The organism is Pseudomonas sp. GL_117 (genome assembly GCF_057835125.1).
In genome coordinates, this window is sequence record NZ_CM174418.1 from 5,121,087 (window position 1) to 5,143,466 (window position 22,380).

Sequence of the window (22,380 nt, forward strand, 5' to 3'; positions counted from 1 at the left end):
ACCAATCCATGTCCTTCACAACATCGCCAGCAGGTCACAAGTTTGCATTACGCGTTACTCGCCGCGGCGAGCAGGTTGTCTTTTTTGGCGAACAAGGTAACAACCGCTGCCAAGTACTGGGGATCAACAATCGAATATGAGTATACGAACGCGCAACACTCTCCGAGCTCTGGTTGTGCGACGCAGTCGTGAGCTTGGCAAATCCATAACCACATTAGCCAGAGAATCCGGCATTTCCCGAACCTACCTCTACGGCCTGGCCGGAGGCGCCTCCCAAGATCCCTCTGTACGCACCCTGATCAAACTCGCGAAAGCACTCCAGGTTTCGCCACTGCTGCTGTTCCGCTACTTCGCCGACCTGGCAGGCGCCCCGCTTGATACCCATTCAACGGCAGCCACCAACCGAGCCACCGGCCTACACGACCCCGGTGACGTTGTTGTCTTCAACGCCGACGTCACTACCCCCGACCAAACCGTGGTGCTACCCGGCGAAACCTTCCAAAAAACCTGGGAAATCCAAAACCTCGGCACCCACCCCTGGCGCGGGCGGAGGCTGGTACGAGTAGACGGCGAGTACGTCATCGCCCGCCGCACCGACACAGGCGCCCCACTGGAAGTGGTGATGGACAGCCACCTGCGCAGTCTTACCAACGAAATTCCGATTGCCGTTACCCTTCCTGGCCAGCCGGTACACCTCACCGTCACATTCGCCGCGCCCAAAGAAACCTGCACGGTGACTTCCATCTGGCGCATAGAAGATGAACAAGGCCAGCCCTGTTATGGACCCGCGTTTATCCTGCATGTCATCGTCAACGTCATGGCGCGCTAAGCGCCGCACCATCAAAAGGATCGCCCCATGATCGACTTCAACAACAAAGGCTTCTTCAAACTCAAACAAAACAACGAATACGCCGAACGCGTATCCGCCCTGCTGCTGGACGGCGAAACAGTGATCGATGCGTACAAATCCATGCGCGACGGCGTGGTCTTCACCAACAAACGCATCATCGCCGTGAATGTGCAGGGAATTACCGGCAGCAAGAAGGACTTCACGTCGCTGCCGTATAAAAATATCGTCGCCTACTCGGTGGAAACATCCGGGACGTTTGATCTGGATTCTGAGTTGGAGATTTACTTTTCTTCGTTGGGGAAAGTGAAGTTTGAATTCACGGGGAAGACTTCGATTGTTGAAATTTCCCGGTTGATTTCCAGGCATCTGCTGGCCTGATCGGTGGGTAAAAAAAGACCTCGGCGCTCCAAGGTCTTTTTGCTGCCTACATCGTTCAACGGCTGTACCGGATCAAAATGTGGGAGCAACTTGGTGACCATGATGCAGCTCCAATGTTGCGTAATTCAGTTGAGGCCAACGCCAGACGAAATAAACGAAAATCGCAGTATTCGAAACAAAGCTAACTATTTCCGCCCCGTTCTACTCTCCCGAGACTCCGCGCCCCTCTTTAAACAACTGCAATACCAGACCGCCCCGCCCACCACCGCTCCCACAACCGCCCCCCCATTCCCCACCAACCAAAGCCCAAAATTCCGACTCTGCTCCGCATCACTCTCATAAAACGGCCCAAAATACGCAGACACCGCCACCACTAACCCGTTAAACACCACAAGCGCTACAGCAACCACCAACACCACAAACCCAATCCCCTTAACCACCGTCATAAAACCCTGCAAAACCAAATCTCCCTGGAATCGTGATAACTCGAAAAAGTCCCCTCAACCGAAAAACCCATCTGAATACGCGGGTAGCTCAGCCAATCCGTCAACCGTCGCCCATTCCACAGGTCGATATGGTCACCACTACGATTGCCAAACGTCTCGCTCCCCCGCCGCCAAAAGTCTTTGAAGAAGATAGCGCCCTGCTGCCCGGCTAGCACTTCCTCAAAATCTTCGGGCTTCAACTTAATAACAGCCCTCAAACCAGGGATGCTGGCACGGCTTAATGCTCTGGCCATTTCCTCCGCTGCCAATACATGGCCTTCGCTCTTGGGGTGCTGCCAACAATAGCGCACGCCGACTAAGCGGCTCAGATCGACGCAGCGCCACGCCTAAATTGATCGCGCATTGATCGCTGAAATTTTTGGTGCCGTTGGTTCTGCACGGGGCTGCATCGCCGAAAATTTCGGGGTGGTTTTTCCATAGGGTGTTGAACGTCAGCATTTGGTATTTCCATCGCGTTTTTTCGCGCGACCGTAACAAACACCTTGCATTCAAAGAGGGACGCAGACGGAAAACAGATCGGTCCTACTCGTGTGCAAGTTTTGCCTGAAGTCCAAAGCACACAGCCCCACCCACCCGCAGATGAGAGAACTCAAATACGTACTTTCAACGTCGCGACAAGCCAGCTGACTTTTCCCACGAAAACCATCGAACAACGCTTATTTCTGCCCCTCGCTTCCCCCCCGTAGCCTCACTCCCCCACACAAGGAAGTGAGCCCGCCATGTCAGAACGCGCCTACCCCATCACCGAAGAAGAACAACTCAAACGCCGCATCCTGACCCCGCAGCCGAAACGGATTCCCTATTCGCCGCCCATCGACTTGCTCGCCCCTCTCCCTCCTGCAAACCCTGCGCCCACCAAACCTCCCGGCGGCGTATTCCTCAAGCCCTGCCAACTGCCCGACGGGCTCATTCACTACAACGATCCATCCGGTTACGTCCCCCTTGAGCTGATTGAGGAATAAGGCAGCGCAGATTTTGGTGACCCCGGTTTATCCGCCGCAGTATCGGGATTTTATTCTGGTGTTCCCGGTGGAGTCGGGGGTTGGGCCGTTGTATGTGGTGGTTAATCAGCCTCGGAAGGGGATGAAAAACCCGGATTATGATTACTTTCCTGCACCAAAAACCGAGGACATCACTGGATTCCCTGGCTTGATAGAACAAAAAAGAAAGACACGAAAACGTAATGGCGGCGGCCTGCGAGAGCGTTGGAAGGACGCCAAAGGAAGGAGGATTTTTGAGTGGGACTCAGAACGAGGTGAACTGGAAGTATATCGATACAGCGACTTGGAGCATCTAGGCTCATTTGACCCCTACACCGGCGAACAACGGGGTCCAGCAAAAGACGAAAGACGCATAGAAAAATAACTGGAGACGTTGTTATGACAATGAAAATACGCCTGCAATGGTTCAACAAAACAACCGACAACTTGGAAGCAAGCGAACACTCAGCAGACTTTGAGGAAGAGGACAGCATCCTCAACGCGCTCGATTTAAACGAGGAGCCCCAGATATATGCAGGAGGGTTCGACGTACTACCAAGTTGGATAACGATTCTCCAGCCGTACTTCCAACACGTAATAGCGCCTGGCCTTTTCAACTACCAAATCTCCTTCCGCTACCAAGGCGCCTGGCCACCCCCCCCCAAGCAGCCCAAGACCCCATGAGGCCGACCATGAAAAAGCCCCTCCTCTACCGTTCAGTCAACACCCGCACCCATGGAGTATGTCACGGCAGTTACTGCGCTTATCGGTACGAGCGAAACACCAAAAGCGAAAAGGCCGCACAGTCCAACCGCAGCTCAATGCACAGCCACCATCGACACGGTTTCGACTACACGCCGCTCTATCGGTTTCTACTGTCCAAAGTCGGCCACCCATGGGACCAGGTCTTCAGCGAAGCCAACGCCCGCCTGGATCGCCCCGATCCAATCTTCTGGATGGTCGCGCTCCATGAAAGCGACAAGCAGGACTATGTGAGAACGGATGAAAATAGTTACTACAGCGGGTTATGGGTTGACGATGCGGGCCTGTTGCAAAAAGTTGATCCCCAACTGACACCTGAGCGCATGCCAACCTTTTATGACTGCAGAACCCATACCTTCAACGGTGTGGTCTATGCGCACGCTCTTGCGACGAAGCCCCAAAGCCAAACACCAAAGTCGATCAATCCGCTATCGCCCACTTCGCCGGGCCTCGAAAGCTCCCACAGATGATTGGCGGTGCAGTCATTTCCCGAGCCTGGCACAGGTCAAAGTGTGGGAGCTGGCTTGCCTGCGAAAGCGGGGGCTCAGCCAGCACTTATATCAGCTGACACGCCGTCTTCGCAGGCAAGCCAGCTCCCACTGGGGATTAATGCTGGGTCAGAATTCCAGGCGGGCACACAACCCACCCTGCTCCAAATTCCGCAACGCCAAGCGACTGCCAATCTTGCCAACGATCATCTCCACAATCGCCAACCCCAACCCAGCGCCGTTGGCGTTCCCGCGGCTGTAGAACCGCTCGAACAATCGCCCTAATTCCGCCTCATCGATCCCCGGCCCCTGGTCTTCGACGCTCAGGCAATTGGCGCCAATCACCACCTTCACTTCACTGCCAGCAGGCGAAAAATTCAGCGCATTGGTGACCAGGTTTTGCAATGCAATCGCCAGCGCGACAGGCTCGGTTTCCAGCCAAACCTCTTCCTCGCCTTCCAGCACCAGTTCCACGCCTTTTTCCATGGCCAACGGCGTCAGTTCGGCCAGTTCTTCGCGCACCAGCTCGGTCAGTTGCACACGACTGCGCACCGGGTTGTTCAGTTGCGGTTCGATGCGCGCCATGGTCAGCAGTTGGCTGCCGATGCGGGTGGCGCGGTCGACGCCATTGACCAGAAACTCCAGGGCTTCACGGCGTTGCTCCGGGGTTTCGGCGCTTTGCGCGTTTTGTGCGTGGATGCGCAGGATCGCCAGGGGCGTGCGCAGTTCGTGGGCGGCGTCGGCGATGAAGCGGCGCTCGCGCTCCAATAGCTCGTCCACCTGGACCAGTAGCCGGTTCAGCGCAGTTTGCATGGGTTCCAGGTCGCTGGGCAGTGGCGCTAAATGCAGCGGTTGCAAGGTGTCGGTATTGCGTCCGCGAATCGACAGGGCCATGGCGCGCAGCGGTTTGAAGCCCCAACCGATAACCAGCCAGATCAACACCGCCAGCAGTGGTACACCGATCAACGTAGGCCAGAGGGTGTGGCGCATGATGCGCTGGATCACGTCCTGGCGAATGTCGTCACGCTCGCCCACCCAGATCAACAGCCCTTGCTGCGGGTCGGCGAGAAGGAAGGCGCACCAGTCGTTGCCGTTGTCCATCAGGTCGTGGGAGCCGAGGGTCGCAGGCGGTGTGGCCAGCACCGGCGCTTCGGCGGAGCGCACCAGCAGTTGGCCGTCGGTGCGCCAGATCTGGAAGGTCAGGCGGGTTTCATAGGGATGGGCCACGCCCTCCTCACCCACGCGGCTCATGGCCTGGTCAAACGCCTCGTACAAGCGCTGCCAGTCGGCTTCGCCGGGGTCGCGCTGGCGCAACACGCCTTGCAGCAGGCGCGCGCTTTGGGCGAGTTGGGCGTCGTAGACTTCTTCGATTTCGTGGTGGCTGTCGCGCAGCACCAGCCAGCTGATCAACGCGTCGCCGAGCAGGATCAGCACCAACACGGGGATGAGGATGCGCGCACGAACCGAGGTCATGGTTTAAGCGCCAGCACATAACCGACACCGCGCACGGTGCGGATCAGCTCTGTGGATAACTTCTTGCGCAGATTATGGATCAGCACTTCCAGGGTATTGCTCTCGACCCGGTCCTGCCAGCCGTACAGCGCGCGGGACAGGCGCTCGCGCGTCACCACTTTGCCGGGGCGCACCATCAGTTGGTGCAGCAGTTGGTATTCCATCGGCGTCACGATGACCTCCCCATCTTGATAGCGCACTTGCTGGGTGGCCGGGTCGAGGCTGACGCCGGCGTGTTCCAGCAACGGCTGCGCGCGCCCCTGGCTGCGGCGCAACAGGGCGCGTACGCGGGCCTTGAGTTCTTCGACGTCGAAAGGTTTGACCAGGTAGTCGTCGGCACCGGCGTCCAGGCCGGCGATGCGTTCGGCGGTGCCGTCGCGGGCGGTGAGGATCAGCACCGGCAAGTCGTGTTGCTCGGCGCGCAGTTGCTGCAACAGATCAAGGCCGTCGAGGCGCGGCAGACCGAGGTCGAGCAGCAATAGATCAAACGACTCCGTACGCAGCGCATGCAGGGCCGCGACGCCATCTTGCAGCCAATCGAGGGTGTAGCCTTCGGCACCCAAGGCCACGCGAATCCCCTGGCCGAGGGCACGATCATCTTCGACAAGGAGTAGACGCATTACTAATTCTCTGTAGGAAACGGCGAAATCATGCCGGGTTTTCCAGGCACACCCCTGGCAAAGATGTTACGGCTCGTTGCCAACTAAGGTTGCACTAAGGTTGGTTTTGCACTGTGAAATCTCCCACCTCTGCTGAGAGCTTTTCCATGCGCAAAATTCTGCTGTTGTCCCTGATTCTCACCAGCCCCCTGGCCCTCGCCGGCCCGCAATGCACCACCGCCGAACGCTCGCAATGGCAAGACCAGCAAGCCTTCCAGGACAAGCTCAAGGCCGACGGCTACCAGATCAGCAAATTCAAAGTCACCGACGGCAATTGCTACGAGATCTACGGTTTCGACAAAGACAAGCGCAAGGTCGAGATCTACCACGACCCGGTGACCGGCAAGGCTGTGAAGACTGAGATCAAAGGCTGATGCCAGGCGAATCCCTGCGCCTGTGGGACCCGTTGGTGCGGCTGTTTCACCTGTCGATCGCCGGGGTCTTTGTCGCCAATTACTTCTTTAACGAAGCGGGCGACGACTGGCATGTCTGGCTGGGCTACTACGCCATGGCCTGGCTGCTGGTGCGTTTAGTGTGGGGCTTCGTCGGGCCGCGCAGCGCACGCTGGACGGACTTTTGGCCGACACCCAAACGGCTGAATGCCCACCTGCGTTCGCTGCTCAACCGCCGGCCGCAACATCGCCTGGGTCATTCACCGATTGGCGCGCTGGTGATGCTGTTGATGTTGCTTGCTTTGCTCACCCTTGGCGCCAGCGGCTTCTTGATGCAGGAAGTCGATGCGCTGTGGGGCGCCGACTGGCCGCAACAAATCCACGAGACCGCGGCGAATGGGCTGCTGGGCCTGGTGTGTATGCATGTGTTGGCCGCGCTGTTTGAAAGTGCCCTGGTACGCGACAACTTACCGTTATCCATGCTCACCGGTCGCAGGAAGCGCCTGCCGGATGAACGTGCGCAGTAATCCTTTTATCCACAGGTCTCCTATGCGCTCCGTCTTAATGATTTGCGGCCTGCTCGCGGTGTTTCTCGCCGCCTGGCAAAGCCATCCGCCCCATGTGCTGGCGCCGTTTGCCCAGGCCAGCCCGACGACCGCGAAAGTCGCGGCGGCCCCGCAGTACACCAGCCGGTTTGTGTCGACGCAGTTGACGGATTTTGTGCACTCCTCCTCCGTCACTGCCCTGCCCGGCGGCGACTTGATGGCGGTGTGGTTCGCCGGTTCCCGCGAAGGCGCCGCCGATGTGCAAGTGCGCACCGCGCGCTTCGATGCCAGCAGCGGCGAATGGGGCGCCGAGCAGGTACTGGCCACACGGGAAAGCACCCGCGACGGCACACAGCGCTATATCCGCAAACTCGGCAACCCGGTGATCGCCCTCGCGCCGGACAATCGCCTGTGGATGTTTTACGTGTCGGTGTCAGTCGGTGGCTGGGCCGCCAGTGCGATCAATGTGATGGTCTCGGATGACCTCGGCGCCAGCTGGTCGGCACCGAGGCAACTGGTGACCTCGCCGTTTTTCAATATCAGCACCTTGGTGCGTGCCGCGCCGGTGTTCCACGCCGACGGTTCCATTGGCCTGCCGGTGTACCACGAGTTCATGGGCAAGTTCGCCGAGTACCTGTACTTGAGCGCCGACGGCGCCGTGATCGACAAATTCCGCATCAGCCGGGGCAAGCACTCGCTGCAACCGACCATCGTGCCGCTGGACGGCCAGCGCGCCGTGGCGATGTTGCGTTACGCTGGCGACACTCACCATCGTGTGCTGGCCAGCCGCACCACCGACGCCGGGCAGACCTGGAGCGAGCCATACCCGCTGGAGCCGGCCAACCCGAATTCCTCGCTGGCGGCGGTGGGCACCGAAGATGATGGTTTGCTAGTGGCACTCAACGACCTGAAGGACGGCCGCTTCAAGCTCAGCCTCTACGGCACCGACGCCCAGCTCAGTCAGTGGCGCACCGTGGTGCAACTGGACCAGTCGCCGGACCCGCTGGGCCAGCCGTTCTCCCCCGACGCCTACAAAGAAATCATCGGCGAAGGCTTCCGCGCCTCCAGCGGCGCAAAACGCCTGCCCCTGGAACAACGTTTCCTGAGCAGCCTGGATTACCGCGTGTGCAAACCCCGTGGCTGCGATTTCGAATACGAGTACCCGTATTTCAGCCGCAGCCCGGACGGCACCTACCACTTGGTGTACTCGTGGAATAACACCTTTATCAAACACGTCAGCTTCAACGAAGCCTGGCTGGCGGAGCGTCTGTGATGGTTTCCCTGTGGCAGGCCCATCTGAGTTTTGTGTTGCTGGGGTTTGTGGCGCTGTGCGCGCCGCGCTTCACCCAGCCGTGGCGGCCGTGGTTGCTGCCAGTGTTGGTGGCGTTGAGTTTTATCCCGGTCAATGAACTGCCGTTGGCGGCGTATGTGCGCAGTTTTACCGATGACCTGGCGATCAGCACGCTGGTGTTGCTGGCGTGGGCTGCCTTGAGCCGATTGGGCTTGGTGCAGCCGCTTGCTCGCCCGCACCGGGTGCAGATGTTGCTGGTGTTCTGTGTGTTGAGCTTGGTGCTGTACCCGGCGACGCTGGGGCTGACGTATGTCGATCCGTACCGTTGGGGGTTCAACCCGCGGCCGATGATTGTGCTGGTGGCCGTGGCGGCGCTGTTGATGTTGTGGCTGCGTAATACGTTGGCCGTGTGGATGCTGGTGCTGGGCACTTTAGCGTTTGCACTGCGGCTGAAGGCGTCGGAGAACTACTGGGATTATCTGGTGGACCCACTCCTGGCGACCTACTGCGTCATCGCCGGGTTAATGCAATTCAAACTGTGGGAGCGGGCTTGCTCGCGAATGCGCAGTGTCAGTCACAGCAGCTCTAACTGACCCACCGCTTTCGCGAGCAAGCCCGCTCCCACATTTGTCTTGTGGTGTTTATTAGATTGAGTAGAGAGATGATGAGTGCGTTGCAATCACGCCGCCTGCGCTACGGCGTAGGCGCGATCGGCTTGGTGTTTGTGTTGCTGGCGGCGTTGCGGCTGGTATTTGTGCTGGGTTTTTCCGGCCTGCCGTTAAACACTCCGCAGTTACTGGAAACCCTCGGCATCGGCCTGCGTTTCGACCTGCGCCTGGCGGTGTTGCTGCTACTGCCGCTGGCGGTGCTGGCGTGGTTACCGCGCTGGAACCTCATTACCCTGCCCGCCCTGCGCTGGCTGGCGCGCGGTTATCTGGTGATGGCCCTGGCCGTGGTCGGCCTGGTCTACATCATCGACTTCGGCCACTACGCCTACCTGGGTGTACGTATCAACGCGACCGTGTTGCGCTACCTGCAAGACGCGCAGATTTCACAACAGATGGTTTGGGAAACCTACCCCGTGCTGTGGATAACTGCCTGCTGGCTGGCCGCCGTGGCGTTGTGGGTATGGGCGTTGGTGTGCCTGGAACGCCTGACCCTGGAGCGTCCAGCCCAGCCGATGGGCAAATGGGCAGTGGCGTCAGTCTCGGTGATCGGCGTGGTCGCCGTACTCTTGGCCCTGCTTGGTCGCGTCGCCAATCTCAACCTGGAAAACCCGGTGCCCCTGCGCTGGAGCGATGCGTTCTTTTCTGGCAACAGCCAAGTCGCCGCCGTGGGCCTGAACCCGGTGCTGTTTTTGTACGACACTTTCAAGGTCGGGCAGTCGCAATTCGATGAAAAAAAGGTGCGCGAACACTATCCGCAAATCGCCGACTACCTGGGGGTCGATCAGCCCGACACCCAGCAACTGAATTTCATCCGCGAACAAGGCGTGCAGCCCTATCGACTGGCCGGCAAGCGCCCGCCCAATGTAGTGTTCGTGATGCTTGAATCCCTCGGCACCAGTGCTGTCGGCGCCTACGGCAACCCGCTGAACCCCACGCCGAACCTCGACAAGCTGGCCACGCAGAGCTGGTTCTTCAAACACTTCTACGTACCTGTCACCGGCACCGCCAAGACCGTGTGGGCCAGCATCAGCGGCGTGCCGGACGTGACCCGCCAGGAGACCGCCACACGCAACCCGCTGATCACCCGGCAACACACGTTGATCAATGCGTTCGCGGGTTACCAGAAGTTCTACATGATCGGCGGCAATGCCGGCTGGGCGAACATCAACGCCCTGATCCGCCAAAGCATCGACGGCGTGCAGCTCTATGACGAAAGCCACTGGCGCTCGCCACGGGTGGATGTGTGGGGCATTTCCGACCTGGACCTGTTCAAGGAAAGCGACCAACTGCTGCGTGCCGTACCGGAGGCGCAACCGTTCTTCGCCTACCTGCAAACCTCCGGCAACCATCGGCCATTCACCATCCCCAAACACAACGATGGGTTCCAGGTCGCCGAGGTGACTCTGGAGCAAGTCCAGGCCGCAGGGTCGCGCAGCGTCGAGCAATACAACGCGGTGCGCCTGCTGGACTACAACATCGGCCGCCTGATGGAGATCGCCAAGGCCGGCGGCTGGTATGACAACAGCATCTTTGTGTTCTTCGGCGACCACAACACGCGCATCAGCCAGATCCCACACATGGCGCCGGCCTTCGAACAGCTCGGCTTGGAGAGCAATAACGTGCCGCTGCTGATCCACGCCCCTGGCCTGGCGCCACAGGTGATCGAAGAAGCGGTGGGGCTGGCGGACCTGTTGCCGACCGTGGCGGGTATGGCGGGCATGCCGTTTCGCAATGGTGCCCTGGGCCGCGATATCCAGCAGCCGGCGCCCGAAGGCGAACGCGTGGTGCCGCTGGTGTTGCGTGAAGGCAGCTTCCCGATTATCGGCGGCGTAACCCAACATTTCCTGTTGCAGATGCAGCACGACGGCAGCTCGCCGACCCTGCATGACCTGGCCTCACACACCCCGCGAGACGACGTGGCCGCGCAGCATCCGCAGGAATTCCAGCGCTTGCAGGGGCTCACGCGCGGGCTGCATGAGAGTGCGCGGTGGATGCTGTTCCGGAATGTGCGCGAGTGATTATCGGGGCTGGAAGGTTTCGAGGTAGGCCAGGATGTTGTCGATCTTCTCCTGGTCGCTGATGCCCCAGAAGATCATCCGTGTGCCGCTCACCACCTTCTTCGGCGCCTCGATATAGGCGGCGAGTTTGTCGCGGGTCCAGACCACGCCGGAGTTTTTCATCGCGTCGGAGTACTGGTAGTCGTCCGTGGTACCGGCGGGACGGCCAATGATGCCATTGAGCTGCGGCCCAAACCCGCCCCGCGCGCCTTCGCCAACGCTGTGGCAACCGCCGCAAGTCTTGGTGAACAGCTTGCCGCCCGCCTCGGCATCGCCGGCCGCAAAGGCGGGGCTGGCGCTGAGGGTCAGGGCGAGGGTGATCAAGGCGTACTTCATGGCAGGCTCCATCAGGTGTAGCGGGCGATTATGCCTGTTTGTCAGGAACGCATGCCCATCCAGATCACGGCTTCGGTCCACGCCGTGACCACCGGCGTCAACCCACGGAACCACGGGTCACGCTGATCAATCTGCGCCGCCGAGTGATCGTGGTGGTGCTGTTCTTCCTCGACAATCGAGGCAATCGCCGCTACGGCCTGCGGGTCGATGTCGTGCAAGCTCTGCAGTTGATGGGCCAGGTGGCGCAGCACCACGCTTTCCACGGCAACGGTGGTGGCAACGATCGCCTTGCGCCCGCACAGGCCAGTGATCAACCCCAGCACCAGGCCACCCAGCCCGCACAACCAATAGCTGCGGCAGCGGCGGTAACCGCGGCGTTGCAGTTCAGCCCTGAACACCTCGCGATGACGCCGTTCGTGGGAGAGGAATTCTTGCAACTCGGCCACCATGCCCGGGACCAACAACCGGGCCATGAACAGTTGGCCGCTGTAGATGCAAATCGCGCCATGCTCACCGGCATGGTCGACTTTGATCATGCGGTTGCCCAGATCCGGATCATTCACGGTTGACTGCCTTGCGCGAGTGGCCTTGAGGTGCGCGAGTATCCTGCAACGGCATTCTCATGACCACCCATCACTTCGAACACATCCGATCGAACCTATCCAGTCGTGCTCTACTCCACGTTAATGAACCCTGATGGTGGAGTAAGGATCATGGCTCAGCCATCGATTTTAGTGTTGGAAGACGACGAGATCATTCGCTCGTTAATGGTGGATGTGCTGGAGGAATTCGGGGCGCTGGTGACATCGTTTCCTTCGGCGGATGAAGGAATGATTTACCTGGAACGAGGCGACGAACCAGTGGACCTGATTGTCAGTGATGTTCAGATGCCGGGGTTGCTCAATGGCTATGACTTGAGCCGGGTGGTGGCCCATCGCTGGCCGAGCGTGCCGGTGCTACTGACGTCCGGTAATGCCAGGCTGGCGACGCAATTGGGGGGCTCGGTGCGCTTTCTGCCCAAACCGTGGAGCACTGAACACCTGCTGGAGTCGGTGCAAACCGCACTGAGCGGGCACGGATCGTCCGTGCACTGATAGCATCACAACATCACTTAAACCGAACTTCGCGGCAAATAGTGCGGTCATTAATGAGGCATGGAGCGACTTTTCTGATCCGCTGGTCAGCCTATTCGCCTTGTGCGGACAGTTATCGGCTCTGAGGTGTGTAGAATCGTCGCCCATTTCCACGCGTCATTCATGGCCGACAGGCCCACAGTTCGAGCTAGCTGAATGCACTCAAAGGCCCATGACGTTGGTCCGCCCACCTTGCTGGAAGCGTTGCGCACAGGCACTGCCCTGCTGCACGTAGCGCTGGAACAGCGCCTGCCGTTTTTCTCTGAACGGCTGGATGCCCATTGGTATGGGCGCCTGCTCCAGGCGTACTACGGCTTTTATCGGCCCATCGAAGCCTCACTGTATGACAACGCCTTGATTCCTGAAGGCTTCGACTCGGCAATGCGTCTGAAAACACCGACGCTGGTGGACGACCTGCACGCGCTGGGTCTGGACAACCTCGCCATCGACGCCCTGCCCCGCTGCGCCGAACTCCCGGTATCCGACACCGCCGCCGCCTGTCTAGGCGCCTTGTATGTGCTCGAAGGCGCAACCTTGGGCGGCCAGGTACTGCGCCGGGAAATGGCCCAGCGCCTGGGCCTGGACGCCGACAACGGTGGCGCGTTTCTCAATGTGTACGGCGCCGAGACCGGTCGACGCTGGAAGGATTTCCTCGATTACCTGGGCCGCCTGCCGCTGGACGCTGACGCCAAACAGCGCGCGGTGGATGCAGCCTGTTCGACATTCAGCTGCTTTGAGCAATGGCTCGACAGCCAGGAGGTACTGCTATGAAACCCGACGATTTTGAAAAGCTGCTTGCCAACTGTGCCGACGAGCCCATTCGCTTCCCGGGGGCGATCCAACCCCACGGCGTGCTGCTGACCTTGTCCGAACCGGGCCTGGAAATCATCCAGGTCAGCGCCAACATCGGCACATTGTTCGGCCATGCGCCCGAGGCGCTGCTGGGTCAGCCGCTGCACACGCTGATTGGTAGCGAGCAAGCCCAGGCTGTTGCAGCCATGGCCGCAAACAACACGTTTTTTGACGCGCCACCGCTGCACGTCACGTTCAACGGTGCGGAATTCGAGGGCTTGTTGCATCGCCATCAGAACGTGTTGGTGCTGGAGTTCGAACCGCTGCTCAGGGATTTCCACCCACGGGCGCTGAACGGTCGCACCAGTGACCTGGGCAAGATGCTGCAGCGTTTGCAGTCGGCGAAAACCCTGCAGGCGCTGTACGAAATCAGCGTGAATGAAATCCAGGCCATGACCGGTTACGACCGTGTGCTGATCTACCGTTTCGAAGAGGAAGGCCATGGCCAGGTCATCGCCGAAGCATCAGCACCGTCCATGGAGCTTTTCAACGGGTTGTTCTTCCCCGCGTCCGACATCCCGGAGCAGGCCCGTGAGCTGTATCGCACCAACTGGCTACGCATCATCCCGAACGCAGCCTACGAACCCGTGCCACTGCTGCCCAAGCTGCGCCCGGACACCGGCCAACCGCTGGACCTGAGCTTCGCCACCCTGCGCAGCGTGTCGCCGATTCACTGCCAATACATGCAGAACATGGGCGTGTTGTCGTCCATGAGCATCTCGCTGATGAAGGGCGACAAGCTCTGGGGCCTGATCAGTTGCGGCAACCGCGCGCCGCTGCTGGTGCCGAACGACCTGCGCACCGCCTGCCAGACCATCGGCCAGGTGCTGTCGTTGCAGATCAGCGCCATGGAAGCCCTCGACCTGAACCGCCAACGCGAAGAAAAGGTCGAGGCCCTGGCCCTGCTGGATCAAGCGATGAAGGCGTCCCAAGAAAACGTCTTCGACGGCCTGGCCCAGCAAGCCCAGGTGCTGATGAACCTGACCCTGTCCGGCGGCGTGGCGATCATCGAAGACAAGCAACTGCACCGCTACGGCAATTGCCCGGAACCGGGGCAGATCCGTGCGCTGCACAAGTGGCTGCAACAAGGCGGCGAGCCGGTGTTTTCCAGCCACAACCTGGCCTCGGTGTATCCACCGGCCGTCGACTTCCAACAAGTCGCCAGCGGCGTGTTGGCCATGAGCCTGCCCAAGCCGGTGGACAACGGCGTGCTGTGGTTCCGCCCGGAAGTGAAAGAGAACATCAATTGGAGTGGCGACCCGAAAAAGCCGCTGGCCCTGGAAAACTCCGACGCAGGCCTGCGTCTTCGCCCACGCACCTCGTTTGAAATCTGGAAAGTGGAAATGGCCGGCATCTCCACCAAATGGAGCCATGGCGACCGCTTCGCCGCCAACGACCTGCGCCGGTCCGCCCTGGAAAACGACCTGGCGCGCCAGGTGCTGCGCGAGCAACAAGCGGTGCGCGCACGTGATGAACTGGTGGCGGTGGTGTCCCACGACCTGCGCAACCCGATGACTGTCATCTCGATGCTCTGCGGCATGATGCAAAAGGCCTTCAGCTCCGATGGCCCACACACCTCGCGGCGGATTTCCTCGGCCATCGACACCATGCAACAGGCCGCCGGGCGCATGAACGTGTTGCTGGAGGACCTGCTCGACACCTCGAAAATCGAGGCCGGGCGTTATGTGGTCAAGCCGGTGTCGCTGGATGTCAGCCAGATCTTTGAGGAGGCCTACTCGCTGCTGGCGCCGCTGGCGATGGAGAAAGGCATCGACCTGTCGTTCAATGCCGAGCCCGGCCTGCAGATCAATGCGGACCCGGAGCGCCTGTTCCAGGTGCTGTCGAACCTGATCGGCAATGCCATCAAGTTCACCCCGCGCCAGGGCAATATCGGTATCAGCGCCATGAGCAACGGTGAAGAGATCGTGTTTTCGGTACGTGACAGCGGTGAAGGCATTGCGCCGGAGCAACTGCCCCACGTGTTTGATCGCTATTGGACACAGACTGAAAACAATCCCACCGGCAGCGGGCTGGGGCTGTACATCACCCAAGGCATCATCCAGGCCCACGGCGGCAAAATTGTTGCTGAAAGCGAGGTGGGGCGTGGCAGCGAGTTCCGCTTTACGGTGCCCAAGGTGCTTGGCGATTCGCATACCTGAATCTCGCAACGTTTTGAGATGAGGCGCTTATAGGTTTCCCGCCACACGCTCTGTAAGGTCGGCTCGCGTCGCTGTGTCCATGATGCAGCGCGGCGTACCCCAACCATTCAGAGGAAAACGCCATGGATATTTTTTTCGGTTCTACCGCAACGTTCATACACAACATTCTGCCGGCCACTTCCACGCCGGCAAAAATCACAGCCCCCCGACAACCGCCGCCCACTCCGGACGCAAGCGTTGATTTCAGCGGTAGCAGAAACCGGCAAGACAAGCGGCGCTCTGGCAGCATCGACAGCCTGGGCGGCGGAAGAATCATCTGACGCGTTGAGTCAGGGGGCGGTTTAAATACCGTCCTCTGGGTCGCTTCAACAAAATGCTGACATCCACTGCGTTAATCTGAATATCGTCCTTGAACAGAGCCGTCATACCCATGCGTCAACCTGCTGTCCTCGCTGGCCCGCTTCTACGGCGGCTGGAACCCCACCGCCTGGTGTTCTGGCTGGTGGGCAGTCGCGAACTGGCGCCGACCCTCAAACTGCACGTTGCCGGGCAGGCCCGTCTGGTCACCCTGGACCAGGGTCAGTGCCAGGTCGTGCCGGTCGGGCGCCACGCGTTCATCCACCTGATCGACGTACCGCTGGATGACGCGCTGCCCGAGGATGTAGAGATTGGCTATGACCTGCTGATCGACGGCCACGGCATCGCCGATTGGGCGCCGCACCTGCTCTATGCCAATGCCCACGGCCCGACGTTCGTGTTGCACAGTCGCATCCGGCAACTGGTGCACGGCTCCTGCCGCAAACCCCATCACCGTGCCGACGAAGGCTTGTTGTGTGTCGACCGCCTGCTGGCGGGTGCACCCACCCCGACAGAACGTCCGGCCTTGCTGATGATGAGCGGCGACCAGATCTACGCCGACGATGTCGCCGGGCCGATGCTGCGGGCGATTCATGCCTTGGTCGAGCGCCTGGGCCTGTTCGACGAATCCCTTGAGGGTGCGGTGGTGGACGACAGCGCCAGCCTCTATGGGCATCGCGCCAGCTATTACCATCGTGCCGACCTGCTGCCCGCGCTGGAGAGCAACGAAACCCTGCGCGAACGCTTTTTTGGTGGGGCGAAGAAACCGATTTTCACCAGCAGCACCGCCGACAATCACTTGGTGACCTTTGCCGAAGTGATCGCGATGTACCTGCTGGTATGGTCGCCCACGCCGTGGACACTGATCGCGCCGCAACCGCCGCAATTGGGTGCGGACGAACAACGGCGGTACGCCCGGGAACAGGTGCAGATCGAACGGTTCCGCGATGGCCTGCCGGGTGTCGCACGGGTGTTTGCGCACCTGTCCACGCTGATGATCTTTGACGACCATGACATCACCGACGACTGGAACCTCAGCGCCCAATGGGAAGAAACCGCCTACGGCCACCCGTTTTCCAAACGCATCATCGGCAACGCGCTGCTCGCCTATCTGCTCTGTCAGGGATGGGGTAACCAGCCGCAGGTGTTCGGTGATCTGCTGAGCCAGACCCAAACGCTCACCGCCCACGCCCTGGACAATTGCCTCGATGCGACCAGACAGGATGAATTGCTCGAAACCCTGCTGACATTCCAGCACTGGCACTACGTGCTGCCCACCACTCCGGCCCTGGTGGTGCTCGACACCCGCACCCGGCGCTGGCGCAGCGAGTTCACCCTCAAGCAACCCTCCGGTCTGCTGGACTGGGAAGCCTTGAGCGAACTGCAACAGGCACTGCTCGACCACCCCTCGGCCATCATCGTCTCACCCGCACCGATCTTCGGCGTCAAGCTGATCGAAACCGTGCAAAAGGTCTTCAGTTGGTGCGGTTACCCGCTGCTGGTGGACGCGGAAAACTGGATGGCCCATCGCGGCGCCGCCCAGGTGATCCTCAATATCTTCCGTCACTCCCGCACGCCGGGTAACTACGTGATCCTCTCCGGCGACGTGCATTACTCGTTCGTCTACGAAGTGCTGATCCGCCACCGCAACGCCGGCCCGAAAATCTGGCAGATCACCAGCAGCGGCATCAAGAACGAATTCCCGCCGCGCCTGCTGGAATGGTTCGACCGCCTCAACCGCTGGCTCTACTCACCGCGCTCCCCGCTCAACTGGTTTACCCGTCGACGCACCATGCAAGTAGTGCCGCACATTCCCGAACACGCCGAAGCGGGCGAACGGCTATGGAATTCGGCAGGGATCGGCCAGGTGTTTTTCAACGAACAGGGCCAGCCTGAAGCGATCTACCAGCACAACGCCGATGGGACGCCGCGCACGCGCATGGTGGCGCCGCAGTAAGTTTTCTCACCTATGTAAAACCATGCTCTCACTCGCTCATCAGAATGTTCACAACCCTCTGTTTTTAAAGAAACTTTCTGAAAATATTCAAGCCTCGTCGTTCACCTAAACAGTGCCAGGCTCTTACCGGTCTTTGCGAAAAGCCCCATCAATCGCCGATTGCCATATGAACCTATTTTGGTGCACTCTCAGTGAACGACATACATCTCGTATTGAACGTCGCTTTTTTCCGAACGGAGGCTGGCAAGGAGCCCGTACGTGAATGGCTGATGGAACTGCCCAGGGAATCAAGAAAACTCATAGGCACTGACATCAAGTCGGTCCAGTTCGCGTGGCCGCAGGGAATGCCGCTGGTTCGAAAACTGGAACATCGACTCTGGGAGGTGCGAACTGACCTCGGTGAAAACATTGCACGAGTCATCTTCACGCTGGTTGATAGCGAAATGGTCCTGTTGCACGGTTTCATCAAAAAGACTCAGAAAACTCCGCTGATCGAGTTAGCTACCGCCAGACGTCGCAAAAACAAGCTATGAGGACCCCCCATGAACAAACATATCGGCTCCAGCTTCGATGATTTTCTCAACGACGATGGGCTCATAGAGGAAGTCTCTGCTGGCGCGTTGAAGCGTGTTATCGCCTGGCAATTGGCAGAAGCGATGAAAGCGCAGAAGGTCAGTAAAAAAGCACTGGCAGAACGTATGCATACCAGCCGCACAGCCGTAGACCGTGCACTCGACGGGAATGATGCGGGCATGACGCTGGCTACTCTGGCGAGCGCAGCCAGGGCATTGGGTCAGCGTGTAGAGGTGCGCCTGGTACCGAACTCCGATGCAAATGCCGCAGCCTGCGATGTCCAGTAACCCCCCGGGGGCGGTGGATCAGCCGGCCAATTTTTACCTGACCCACCGCCTGTGGCGAGGGAGCTTGCTCCCGCTGGGGCGCGAAGCGGCCCCAAAACATGGGGCTGCTGCGCAGTCCAGTGGGAGCAAGCGCCCTCGCCACAGGTTACTGCTCACCCTCTCTTGCGCTTACCTGACTGGCGGCGCGTATTGAATCCCGCCGTTGTTCCACAACGCATTCAACCCACGCTTGATCTTCAGCACGCTGCCCTGGCCAATGTTGCGCTCAAACACCTCGCCGTAGTTGCCCACCTGCTTGACGATCTGCACCACCCAATCCTTGCGCAGTTTCAGGTCCTTGCCGTACTCACCGTCTACGCCGAGCAAACGCGCCACATCCGGGTTCTTGGTGGTCTTGGCCTGCTCTTCGACGTTCTGCGAGGTGATGCCCATTTCCTCGGCATTGAGCATGGCAAACAGGGTCCACTTGACGATGCTGAACCACTCGTCATCGCCCTTGCGCACCAGCGGGCCCAGGGGTTCCTTGGAGATGATTTCCGGCAGCACCACAAATTCGTCCGGGTGGGCCATCTTGATGCGCTGGGCGTACAGGCCCGACTGGTCGGTGGTCAGCACGTCGCAACGGCCGGCTTCCAGGCCCTTGGCGCTTTCATCGGCGGTGTCGAAGGTGATCGGCGTGTACTTCAGGCCGTGGGTGCGAAAGTAGTCGGAGACATTGAGTTCGGTGGTGGTGCCGGCCTGGATACACACCGTCGCGCCGTCCAGTTGCTTGGCGCTGGTGACGCCCAGCTTGTTGTTCACCAGAAAGCCGATGCCGTCGTAGTAGGTCACGCCGGTGAACACCAGGCCCATGCCCGAATCCCGCGAACTGGTCCAGGTGGTGTTGCGCGAGATCAGGTCGATTTCGCCGGACTGCAACGCAGTGAAACGCTCCTTGGCGGTCAACTGGCTGAACTTCACTTTCGACGCATCACCAAACACCGCCGCCGCGACGGCGTGGCACACGTCCACATCGATGCCGGTCATCTTGCCGTTGCTGTCCGGCACACCAAAGCCTGGCAAGCCGTCGCTGACACCGCACTGGATAAAGCCTTTCTTCTGGATCGCATCAAGGGTCACGCCCGCCTGGGCGGTGCCGGCCAGGCCCAGTACAGCGCTGGCAACAAGTGCGGCCAAAGTGGTTTTGAATGGGGTCATGCAAGGCTCTCCCTGTCGTTCTTTTTATTCGGCGCCGCATATCCCGCGCCGGTTTATAGTGCTGGCGGGCAGTATCAACGGCTTTGCGCCGCTGCCACAAACGACCTTTAGGCAAAGGCTCCTTCCGATTTGGAATGAACTGCATGATTTCAAAACGCTTGACCCCCTCGATGACCGCCCTGCAGTGCTTCGAAGCCGCTGCCCGACACCTGAGTTTCACCCGCGCCGCCGAAGAGCTGCACCTGACCCAGAGTGCCGTGAGCAAGCAAGTGGCGCAGTTGGAGGAAATGCTCTGCCACAACCTCTTCGAACGGGTGCGCCAGCGCTTGTACCTGTCGCCGGCGGGGTCGCTGTACCTGGCCGAAGTGCGCAAGATCCTCACGCAGGTGGACATTTCCAGCCGCTACATCCTCACCTACGGTGGCGAGACCGAAGTGCTGCGCATCGCCACCCAACCGACCTTCGGTGACCGCTGGCTGGTGCCCAAGCTCAAGGACTTCGCGGCGCGCCACCCCAATATCCACCTCGACGTGCGCAACGAACTGGAACCCTTCGATGTGCTGCAGGCCAAGGCCGACATCGCGTTTTTCTTCGGCCAGGGCTCGTGGCCGGGGGCGACCTGCATCGAGTTGTTTCGTGAAGCGGTGGTACCGGTGTGTGCACCGGGGTTCGTCGCCGAGGGCAGCGACGCCTCGTCGCGCCATACCTTGCTGCAATGCACCTCGCGCCCGGAGGCCTGGCACGAATGGTTCCTGGAACAGGGCCTGCACTCGCAGAACAGCTACCACGGGCCGCGTTTCGACACCTTCTACATGTGCATCCGTGCCGCGCAGTCGGGCTACGGCGTAGCGCTGGTGCCACAGTATCTGGTGGCCGAAGAGCTGGCCAATGGCAGTTTGATGATTGCGTGGCAGTACGCGATGCCCAGCGCTGGCGCGCACTTTATCGCCCATGCCGAACATGCCGGGGAGATTCCCAAGGTAAAGGCCTTTCTCAGCTGGATCGTCGAGGTAGCAAAGCAACGTGCTCCAACTGGATAGGCACCGCTGCACGCCCCGCGGCAGCAAGCGCCCTCGCCACGGCACATCCCGAATTTTAATAATGATCCGGCGACTTTATTTCGTTTGCGACAAGGCCCGGCGCACGGCTTAGATAAAAAGGTGCCCTCCATTGCCGAGTCCCAGATTCATGAGCCGCGAAACCATCAGCCAGTCGATTTCCATCGTTCACCCCATCAGCCTCAGCCACGGCAGGAACGCCGAGGTCTGGGACACCACGGGCAAACGGTATATCGATTTTGTCGGCGGCATCGGCGTACTCAACCTCGGCCATTGCCACCCCGGTGTGGTCGCGGCGATTCGCGAACAGGCGACAAAGTTGACCCACTACGCGTTCAACGCCGCGCCCCACGCGCCCTACATTGAACTGATGACGCGTCTGAGCGCGTTTATCCCAGTGGATTACCCGGTCAGCGGCATGCTCACCAACAGTGGCGCGGAAGCTGCGGAAAACGCCTTGAAGATCGTGCGCGGCGCCACTGGCCGCACGGCGGTGATCGCGTTTGACGGCGCGTTCCACGGCCGTACCCTGGCCACACTCAACCTCAATGGCAAGGTAGCGCCCTACAAGCAAAAGGTCGGCGTACTACCCGGCCCTGTGTACCACTTGCCTTATCCAAGCCCCGATAACGACGTGTCCTGCGCCGAGGCCTTGAAGGCCATGGACCGCCTGTTCAGCGTGGAAATCGACGTCAACGACGTGGCCTGCTTCATCATCGAGCCGGTGCAGGGCGAAGGCGGTTTCCTGGCCCTGGACAGTGGGTTCGCCCAAGCCCTGCGGCACTTTTGCGATGAAAAGAACATCCTGCTGATCGCCGATGAAATCCAGTCCGGCTTCGGCCGCACCGGCCAGCGCTTCGCCTTTTCGCGCCTGGGCATTGAGCCGGACCTGATCCTGCTGGGCAAAAGCATCGCCGGTGGCGTACCACTGGGTGCGGTGGTCGGGCGCAAGGCGCTGCTCGACAACCTGCCCAAAGGCGGATTGGGCGGCACCTATTCCGGCAACCCGATTGCTTGCGCAGCAGCGTTGGCCACGCTGGATGCGATGAGCGATGCGCACTTGAACACGTGGGGCGCGCAGCAGGAAGAAGCCATCGTCAGCCGCTACAACGCCTGGCGTGCACAAGGCCTGTCGCCCTACCTCGGCCGCCTGACCGGCGTCGGCGCCATGCGCGGCATCGAGTTGGCCCACGCCGACGGCACGCCGGCGCCCCAGCAACTCACGCAATTGCTCGGCCTGGCGCGGGATTCAGGCTTGCTGCTGATGCCCAGCGGCAAGTCGCGGCACATCATCCGCTTGCTCGCACCGCTGACGATCGAGCCTGCGGTGCTGGAGGAAGGCCTGGATATTTTGCAGCGCTGCCTGGCGCAGTTGGTCTGATT

The 22,380-nt window shown here is 60.2% G+C and carries 25 protein-coding genes and 1 pseudogene; 19 read left to right on the forward strand and 7 right to left on the reverse strand.

Annotated elements, in window-relative coordinates:
- The first annotated feature begins 175 nt into the window (after positions 1–175).
- Both AC3ISR_RS23335 and AC3ISR_RS23340 read left to right on the forward strand, forming a co-directional pair.
- Positions 176–829, forward strand: a complete 654-nt coding sequence (locus tag AC3ISR_RS23335; RefSeq protein ID WP_463984424.1) for an NBR1-Ig-like domain-containing protein — start codon at positions 176–178, stop codon at positions 827–829.
- Positions 830–856: 27 nt separating this feature from the next.
- Positions 857–1,228 (forward strand): PH domain-containing protein, encoded by a 372-nt coding sequence (locus AC3ISR_RS23340; protein WP_463984425.1) that lies wholly within the window; start codon positions 857–859, stop codon positions 1,226–1,228.
- A 442-nt stretch (positions 1,229–1,670) separates the two neighbouring features.
- Here the strand turns inward: AC3ISR_RS23340 and AC3ISR_RS23345 are convergent, their stop codons facing one another.
- Positions 1,671–1,967, reverse strand: coding sequence for a T6SS effector amidase Tae4 family protein (locus AC3ISR_RS23345; protein WP_463984426.1), 297 nt, complete (start codon positions 1,965–1,967; stop codon positions 1,671–1,673).
- Positions 1,915–2,172: a hypothetical protein gene (locus tag AC3ISR_RS23350; protein ID WP_225595688.1), complete on the reverse strand. Its 258-nt coding sequence runs from the start codon at positions 2,170–2,172 to the stop codon at positions 1,915–1,917. The genes AC3ISR_RS23345 and AC3ISR_RS23350 overlap by 53 nt, the downstream gene beginning before the upstream one ends.
- A gap of 281 nt (positions 2,173–2,453) precedes the next feature.
- On the opposite strand from AC3ISR_RS23350, the pseudogene AC3ISR_RS23355 reads away from it, so the two are divergent.
- From AC3ISR_RS23355 to AC3ISR_RS23365, 3 genes and pseudogenes are all read left to right on the forward strand, one after another.
- Positions 2,454–3,099 (forward strand): annotated as a pseudogene (locus tag AC3ISR_RS23355) (colicin E3/pyocin S6 family cytotoxin).
- Between the two features lie 20 nt (positions 3,100–3,119).
- Positions 3,120–3,398, forward strand: coding sequence for a colicin E3-like toxin immunity protein (locus AC3ISR_RS23360; protein WP_318652612.1), 279 nt, complete (start codon positions 3,120–3,122; stop codon positions 3,396–3,398).
- Positions 3,399–3,406: 8 nt separating this feature from the next.
- On the forward strand, positions 3,407–3,946 hold the full coding sequence (locus AC3ISR_RS23365) for a hypothetical protein (protein WP_463984427.1): 540 nt from the start codon (positions 3,407–3,409) through the stop codon (positions 3,944–3,946).
- Positions 3,947–4,093: 147 nt separating this feature from the next.
- Here the strand turns inward: AC3ISR_RS23365 and AC3ISR_RS23370 are convergent, their stop codons facing one another.
- Entirely contained in the window at positions 4,094–5,437 is a 1,344-nt protein-coding gene (locus AC3ISR_RS23370; RefSeq protein ID WP_192300553.1) for a sensor histidine kinase, read from the reverse strand.
- A complete protein-coding gene (locus AC3ISR_RS23375; protein ID WP_192300554.1) occupies positions 5,434–6,096 on the reverse strand; it encodes a response regulator in 663 nt (220 codons plus the stop codon). Before AC3ISR_RS23375 ends, AC3ISR_RS23370 begins: the two co-directional genes overlap by 4 nt.
- Before the next feature lie 146 nt (positions 6,097–6,242).
- Between AC3ISR_RS23375 and AC3ISR_RS23380 the strand changes: the two genes are divergently transcribed.
- The 5 genes from AC3ISR_RS23380 to AC3ISR_RS23400 all read left to right on the forward strand — a co-directional run bounded on the left by AC3ISR_RS23380 (position 6,243) and on the right by AC3ISR_RS23400 (position 11,049).
- The gene (locus AC3ISR_RS23380; protein ID WP_192300555.1) at positions 6,243–6,509 is read left to right on the forward strand and encodes a PepSY domain-containing protein; all 267 of its coding nucleotides are present in this window, start codon (positions 6,243–6,245) and stop codon (positions 6,507–6,509) included.
- Positions 6,509–7,054 carry a cytochrome b/b6 domain-containing protein gene (locus AC3ISR_RS23385; RefSeq protein ID WP_463984428.1) on the forward strand — a complete coding sequence of 182 codons (546 nt, stop codon included), beginning with the start codon at positions 6,509–6,511 and terminating at the stop codon, positions 7,052–7,054. Before AC3ISR_RS23380 ends, AC3ISR_RS23385 begins: the two co-directional genes overlap by 1 nt.
- Positions 7,055–7,076: 22 nt before the next feature.
- Positions 7,077–8,345, forward strand: a complete 1,269-nt coding sequence (locus AC3ISR_RS23390) for a sialidase family protein (protein ID WP_192300557.1) — start codon at positions 7,077–7,079, stop codon at positions 8,343–8,345.
- Positions 8,345–8,956, forward strand: a complete 612-nt coding sequence (locus tag AC3ISR_RS23395; protein ID WP_463984429.1) for a hypothetical protein — start codon at positions 8,345–8,347, stop codon at positions 8,954–8,956. Before AC3ISR_RS23390 ends, AC3ISR_RS23395 begins: the two co-directional genes overlap by 1 nt.
- Positions 8,957–9,027: 71 nt before the next feature.
- Positions 9,028–11,049 (forward strand): LTA synthase family protein, encoded by a 2,022-nt coding sequence (locus tag AC3ISR_RS23400; protein ID WP_463984430.1) that lies wholly within the window; start codon positions 9,028–9,030, stop codon positions 11,047–11,049.
- On the opposite strand, the gene AC3ISR_RS23405 is transcribed toward AC3ISR_RS23400, so the two are convergent.
- Positions 11,050–11,424 carry a c-type cytochrome gene (locus tag AC3ISR_RS23405; protein WP_192300560.1) on the reverse strand — a complete coding sequence of 125 codons (375 nt, stop codon included), beginning with the start codon at positions 11,422–11,424 and terminating at the stop codon, positions 11,050–11,052.
- Between the two features lie 41 nt (positions 11,425–11,465).
- Positions 11,466–11,987: a demethoxyubiquinone hydroxylase family protein gene (locus AC3ISR_RS23410; RefSeq protein ID WP_318652610.1), complete on the reverse strand. Its 522-nt coding sequence runs from the start codon at positions 11,985–11,987 to the stop codon at positions 11,466–11,468.
- A gap of 150 nt (positions 11,988–12,137) precedes the next feature.
- Here AC3ISR_RS23410 and AC3ISR_RS23415 point away from each other — a divergent pair, with 150 nt between their 5' ends.
- The 7 genes from AC3ISR_RS23415 (at position 12,138) to AC3ISR_RS23445 (ending at position 18,742) form a co-directional block, all read left to right on the forward strand.
- Positions 12,138–12,518 carry a response regulator gene (locus tag AC3ISR_RS23415; RefSeq protein WP_463984431.1) on the forward strand — a complete coding sequence of 127 codons (381 nt, stop codon included), beginning with the start codon at positions 12,138–12,140 and terminating at the stop codon, positions 12,516–12,518.
- A gap of 195 nt (positions 12,519–12,713) precedes the next feature.
- Positions 12,714–13,328: a biliverdin-producing heme oxygenase gene (locus AC3ISR_RS23420; protein ID WP_192300562.1), complete on the forward strand. Its 615-nt coding sequence runs from the start codon at positions 12,714–12,716 to the stop codon at positions 13,326–13,328.
- Positions 13,325–15,568 carry an ATP-binding protein gene (locus AC3ISR_RS23425; protein WP_192300563.1) on the forward strand — a complete coding sequence of 748 codons (2,244 nt, stop codon included), beginning with the start codon at positions 13,325–13,327 and terminating at the stop codon, positions 15,566–15,568. The genes AC3ISR_RS23420 and AC3ISR_RS23425 overlap by 4 nt, the downstream gene beginning before the upstream one ends.
- Positions 15,569–15,690: 122 nt before the next feature.
- On the forward strand, positions 15,691–15,888 hold the full coding sequence (locus AC3ISR_RS23430) for a hypothetical protein (RefSeq protein ID WP_463984432.1): 198 nt from the start codon (positions 15,691–15,693) through the stop codon (positions 15,886–15,888).
- 110 nt (positions 15,889–15,998) lie between these two features.
- Positions 15,999–17,882 (forward strand): alkaline phosphatase D family protein, encoded by a 1,884-nt coding sequence (locus AC3ISR_RS23435; RefSeq protein WP_463984433.1) that lies wholly within the window; start codon positions 15,999–16,001, stop codon positions 17,880–17,882.
- A 191-nt stretch (positions 17,883–18,073) separates the two neighbouring features.
- Positions 18,074–18,415 (forward strand): type II toxin-antitoxin system RelE/ParE family toxin, encoded by a 342-nt coding sequence (locus tag AC3ISR_RS23440; protein WP_192300566.1) that lies wholly within the window; start codon positions 18,074–18,076, stop codon positions 18,413–18,415.
- A 9-nt stretch (positions 18,416–18,424) separates the two neighbouring features.
- On the forward strand, positions 18,425–18,742 hold the full coding sequence (locus tag AC3ISR_RS23445; protein WP_192300567.1) for an XRE family transcriptional regulator: 318 nt from the start codon (positions 18,425–18,427) through the stop codon (positions 18,740–18,742).
- A gap of 168 nt (positions 18,743–18,910) precedes the next feature.
- Here AC3ISR_RS23445 and AC3ISR_RS23450 read toward each other — a convergent pair whose 3' ends face one another.
- On the reverse strand, positions 18,911–19,939 hold the full coding sequence (locus AC3ISR_RS23450) for an amino acid ABC transporter substrate-binding protein (RefSeq protein ID WP_463984434.1): 1,029 nt from the start codon (positions 19,937–19,939) through the stop codon (positions 18,911–18,913).
- 143 nt (positions 19,940–20,082) lie between these two features.
- On the opposite strand from AC3ISR_RS23450, the gene AC3ISR_RS23455 reads away from it, so the two are divergent.
- Both AC3ISR_RS23455 and AC3ISR_RS23460 read left to right on the forward strand, forming a co-directional pair.
- A complete protein-coding gene (locus AC3ISR_RS23455; RefSeq protein WP_226457283.1) occupies positions 20,083–20,979 on the forward strand; it encodes a LysR substrate-binding domain-containing protein in 897 nt (298 codons plus the stop codon).
- 148 nt (positions 20,980–21,127) lie between these two features.
- Positions 21,128–22,378 (forward strand): 2-aminoadipate transaminase, encoded by a 1,251-nt coding sequence (locus AC3ISR_RS23460; protein WP_192300570.1) that lies wholly within the window; start codon positions 21,128–21,130, stop codon positions 22,376–22,378.
- The last annotated feature ends 2 nt before the right edge of the window (positions 22,379–22,380 follow it).

Excerpts from the sequence above, each read along its gene's own strand:
- AC3ISR_RS23340 (WP_463984425.1), top strand. The coding sequence starts at position 857 with ATGATCGACTTCAACAACAAAGGCTTCTTCAAACTCAAACAAAACAAC.
- AC3ISR_RS23345 (WP_463984426.1), bottom strand. The coding sequence starts at position 1,967 with ATGGCCAGAGCATTAAGCCGTGCCAGCATCCCTGGTTTGAGGGCTGTT.
- AC3ISR_RS23350 (WP_225595688.1), bottom strand. The coding sequence starts at position 2,172 with ATGCTGACGTTCAACACCCTATGGAAAAACCACCCCGAAATTTTCGGC.
- AC3ISR_RS23360 (WP_318652612.1), top strand. The coding sequence starts at position 3,120 with ATGAAAATACGCCTGCAATGGTTCAACAAAACAACCGACAACTTGGAA.
- AC3ISR_RS23365 (WP_463984427.1), top strand. The coding sequence starts at position 3,407 with ATGAAAAAGCCCCTCCTCTACCGTTCAGTCAACACCCGCACCCATGGA.
- AC3ISR_RS23370 (WP_192300553.1), bottom strand. The coding sequence starts at position 5,437 with ATGACCTCGGTTCGTGCGCGCATCCTCATCCCCGTGTTGGTGCTGATC.
- AC3ISR_RS23375 (WP_192300554.1), bottom strand. The coding sequence starts at position 6,096 with ATGCGTCTACTCCTTGTCGAAGATGATCGTGCCCTCGGCCAGGGGATT.
- AC3ISR_RS23380 (WP_192300555.1), top strand. The coding sequence starts at position 6,243 with ATGCGCAAAATTCTGCTGTTGTCCCTGATTCTCACCAGCCCCCTGGCC.
- AC3ISR_RS23385 (WP_463984428.1), top strand. The coding sequence starts at position 6,509 with ATGCCAGGCGAATCCCTGCGCCTGTGGGACCCGTTGGTGCGGCTGTTT.
- AC3ISR_RS23390 (WP_192300557.1), top strand. The coding sequence starts at position 7,077 with ATGCGCTCCGTCTTAATGATTTGCGGCCTGCTCGCGGTGTTTCTCGCC.
- AC3ISR_RS23395 (WP_463984429.1), top strand. The coding sequence starts at position 8,345 with ATGGTTTCCCTGTGGCAGGCCCATCTGAGTTTTGTGTTGCTGGGGTTT.
- AC3ISR_RS23400 (WP_463984430.1), top strand. The coding sequence starts at position 9,028 with ATGAGTGCGTTGCAATCACGCCGCCTGCGCTACGGCGTAGGCGCGATC.
- AC3ISR_RS23405 (WP_192300560.1), bottom strand. The coding sequence starts at position 11,424 with ATGAAGTACGCCTTGATCACCCTCGCCCTGACCCTCAGCGCCAGCCCC.
- AC3ISR_RS23415 (WP_463984431.1), top strand. The coding sequence starts at position 12,138 with ATGGCTCAGCCATCGATTTTAGTGTTGGAAGACGACGAGATCATTCGC.
- AC3ISR_RS23420 (WP_192300562.1), top strand. The coding sequence starts at position 12,714 with ATGCACTCAAAGGCCCATGACGTTGGTCCGCCCACCTTGCTGGAAGCG.
- AC3ISR_RS23425 (WP_192300563.1), top strand. The coding sequence starts at position 13,325 with ATGAAACCCGACGATTTTGAAAAGCTGCTTGCCAACTGTGCCGACGAG.
- AC3ISR_RS23430 (WP_463984432.1), top strand. The coding sequence starts at position 15,691 with ATGGATATTTTTTTCGGTTCTACCGCAACGTTCATACACAACATTCTG.
- AC3ISR_RS23435 (WP_463984433.1), top strand. The coding sequence starts at position 15,999 with ATGCGTCAACCTGCTGTCCTCGCTGGCCCGCTTCTACGGCGGCTGGAA.
- AC3ISR_RS23445 (WP_192300567.1), top strand. The coding sequence starts at position 18,425 with ATGAACAAACATATCGGCTCCAGCTTCGATGATTTTCTCAACGACGAT.
- AC3ISR_RS23450 (WP_463984434.1), bottom strand. The coding sequence starts at position 19,939 with ATGACCCCATTCAAAACCACTTTGGCCGCACTTGTTGCCAGCGCTGTA.
- AC3ISR_RS23455 (WP_226457283.1), top strand. The coding sequence starts at position 20,083 with ATGATTTCAAAACGCTTGACCCCCTCGATGACCGCCCTGCAGTGCTTC.
- AC3ISR_RS23460 (WP_192300570.1), top strand. The coding sequence starts at position 21,128 with ATGAGCCGCGAAACCATCAGCCAGTCGATTTCCATCGTTCACCCCATC.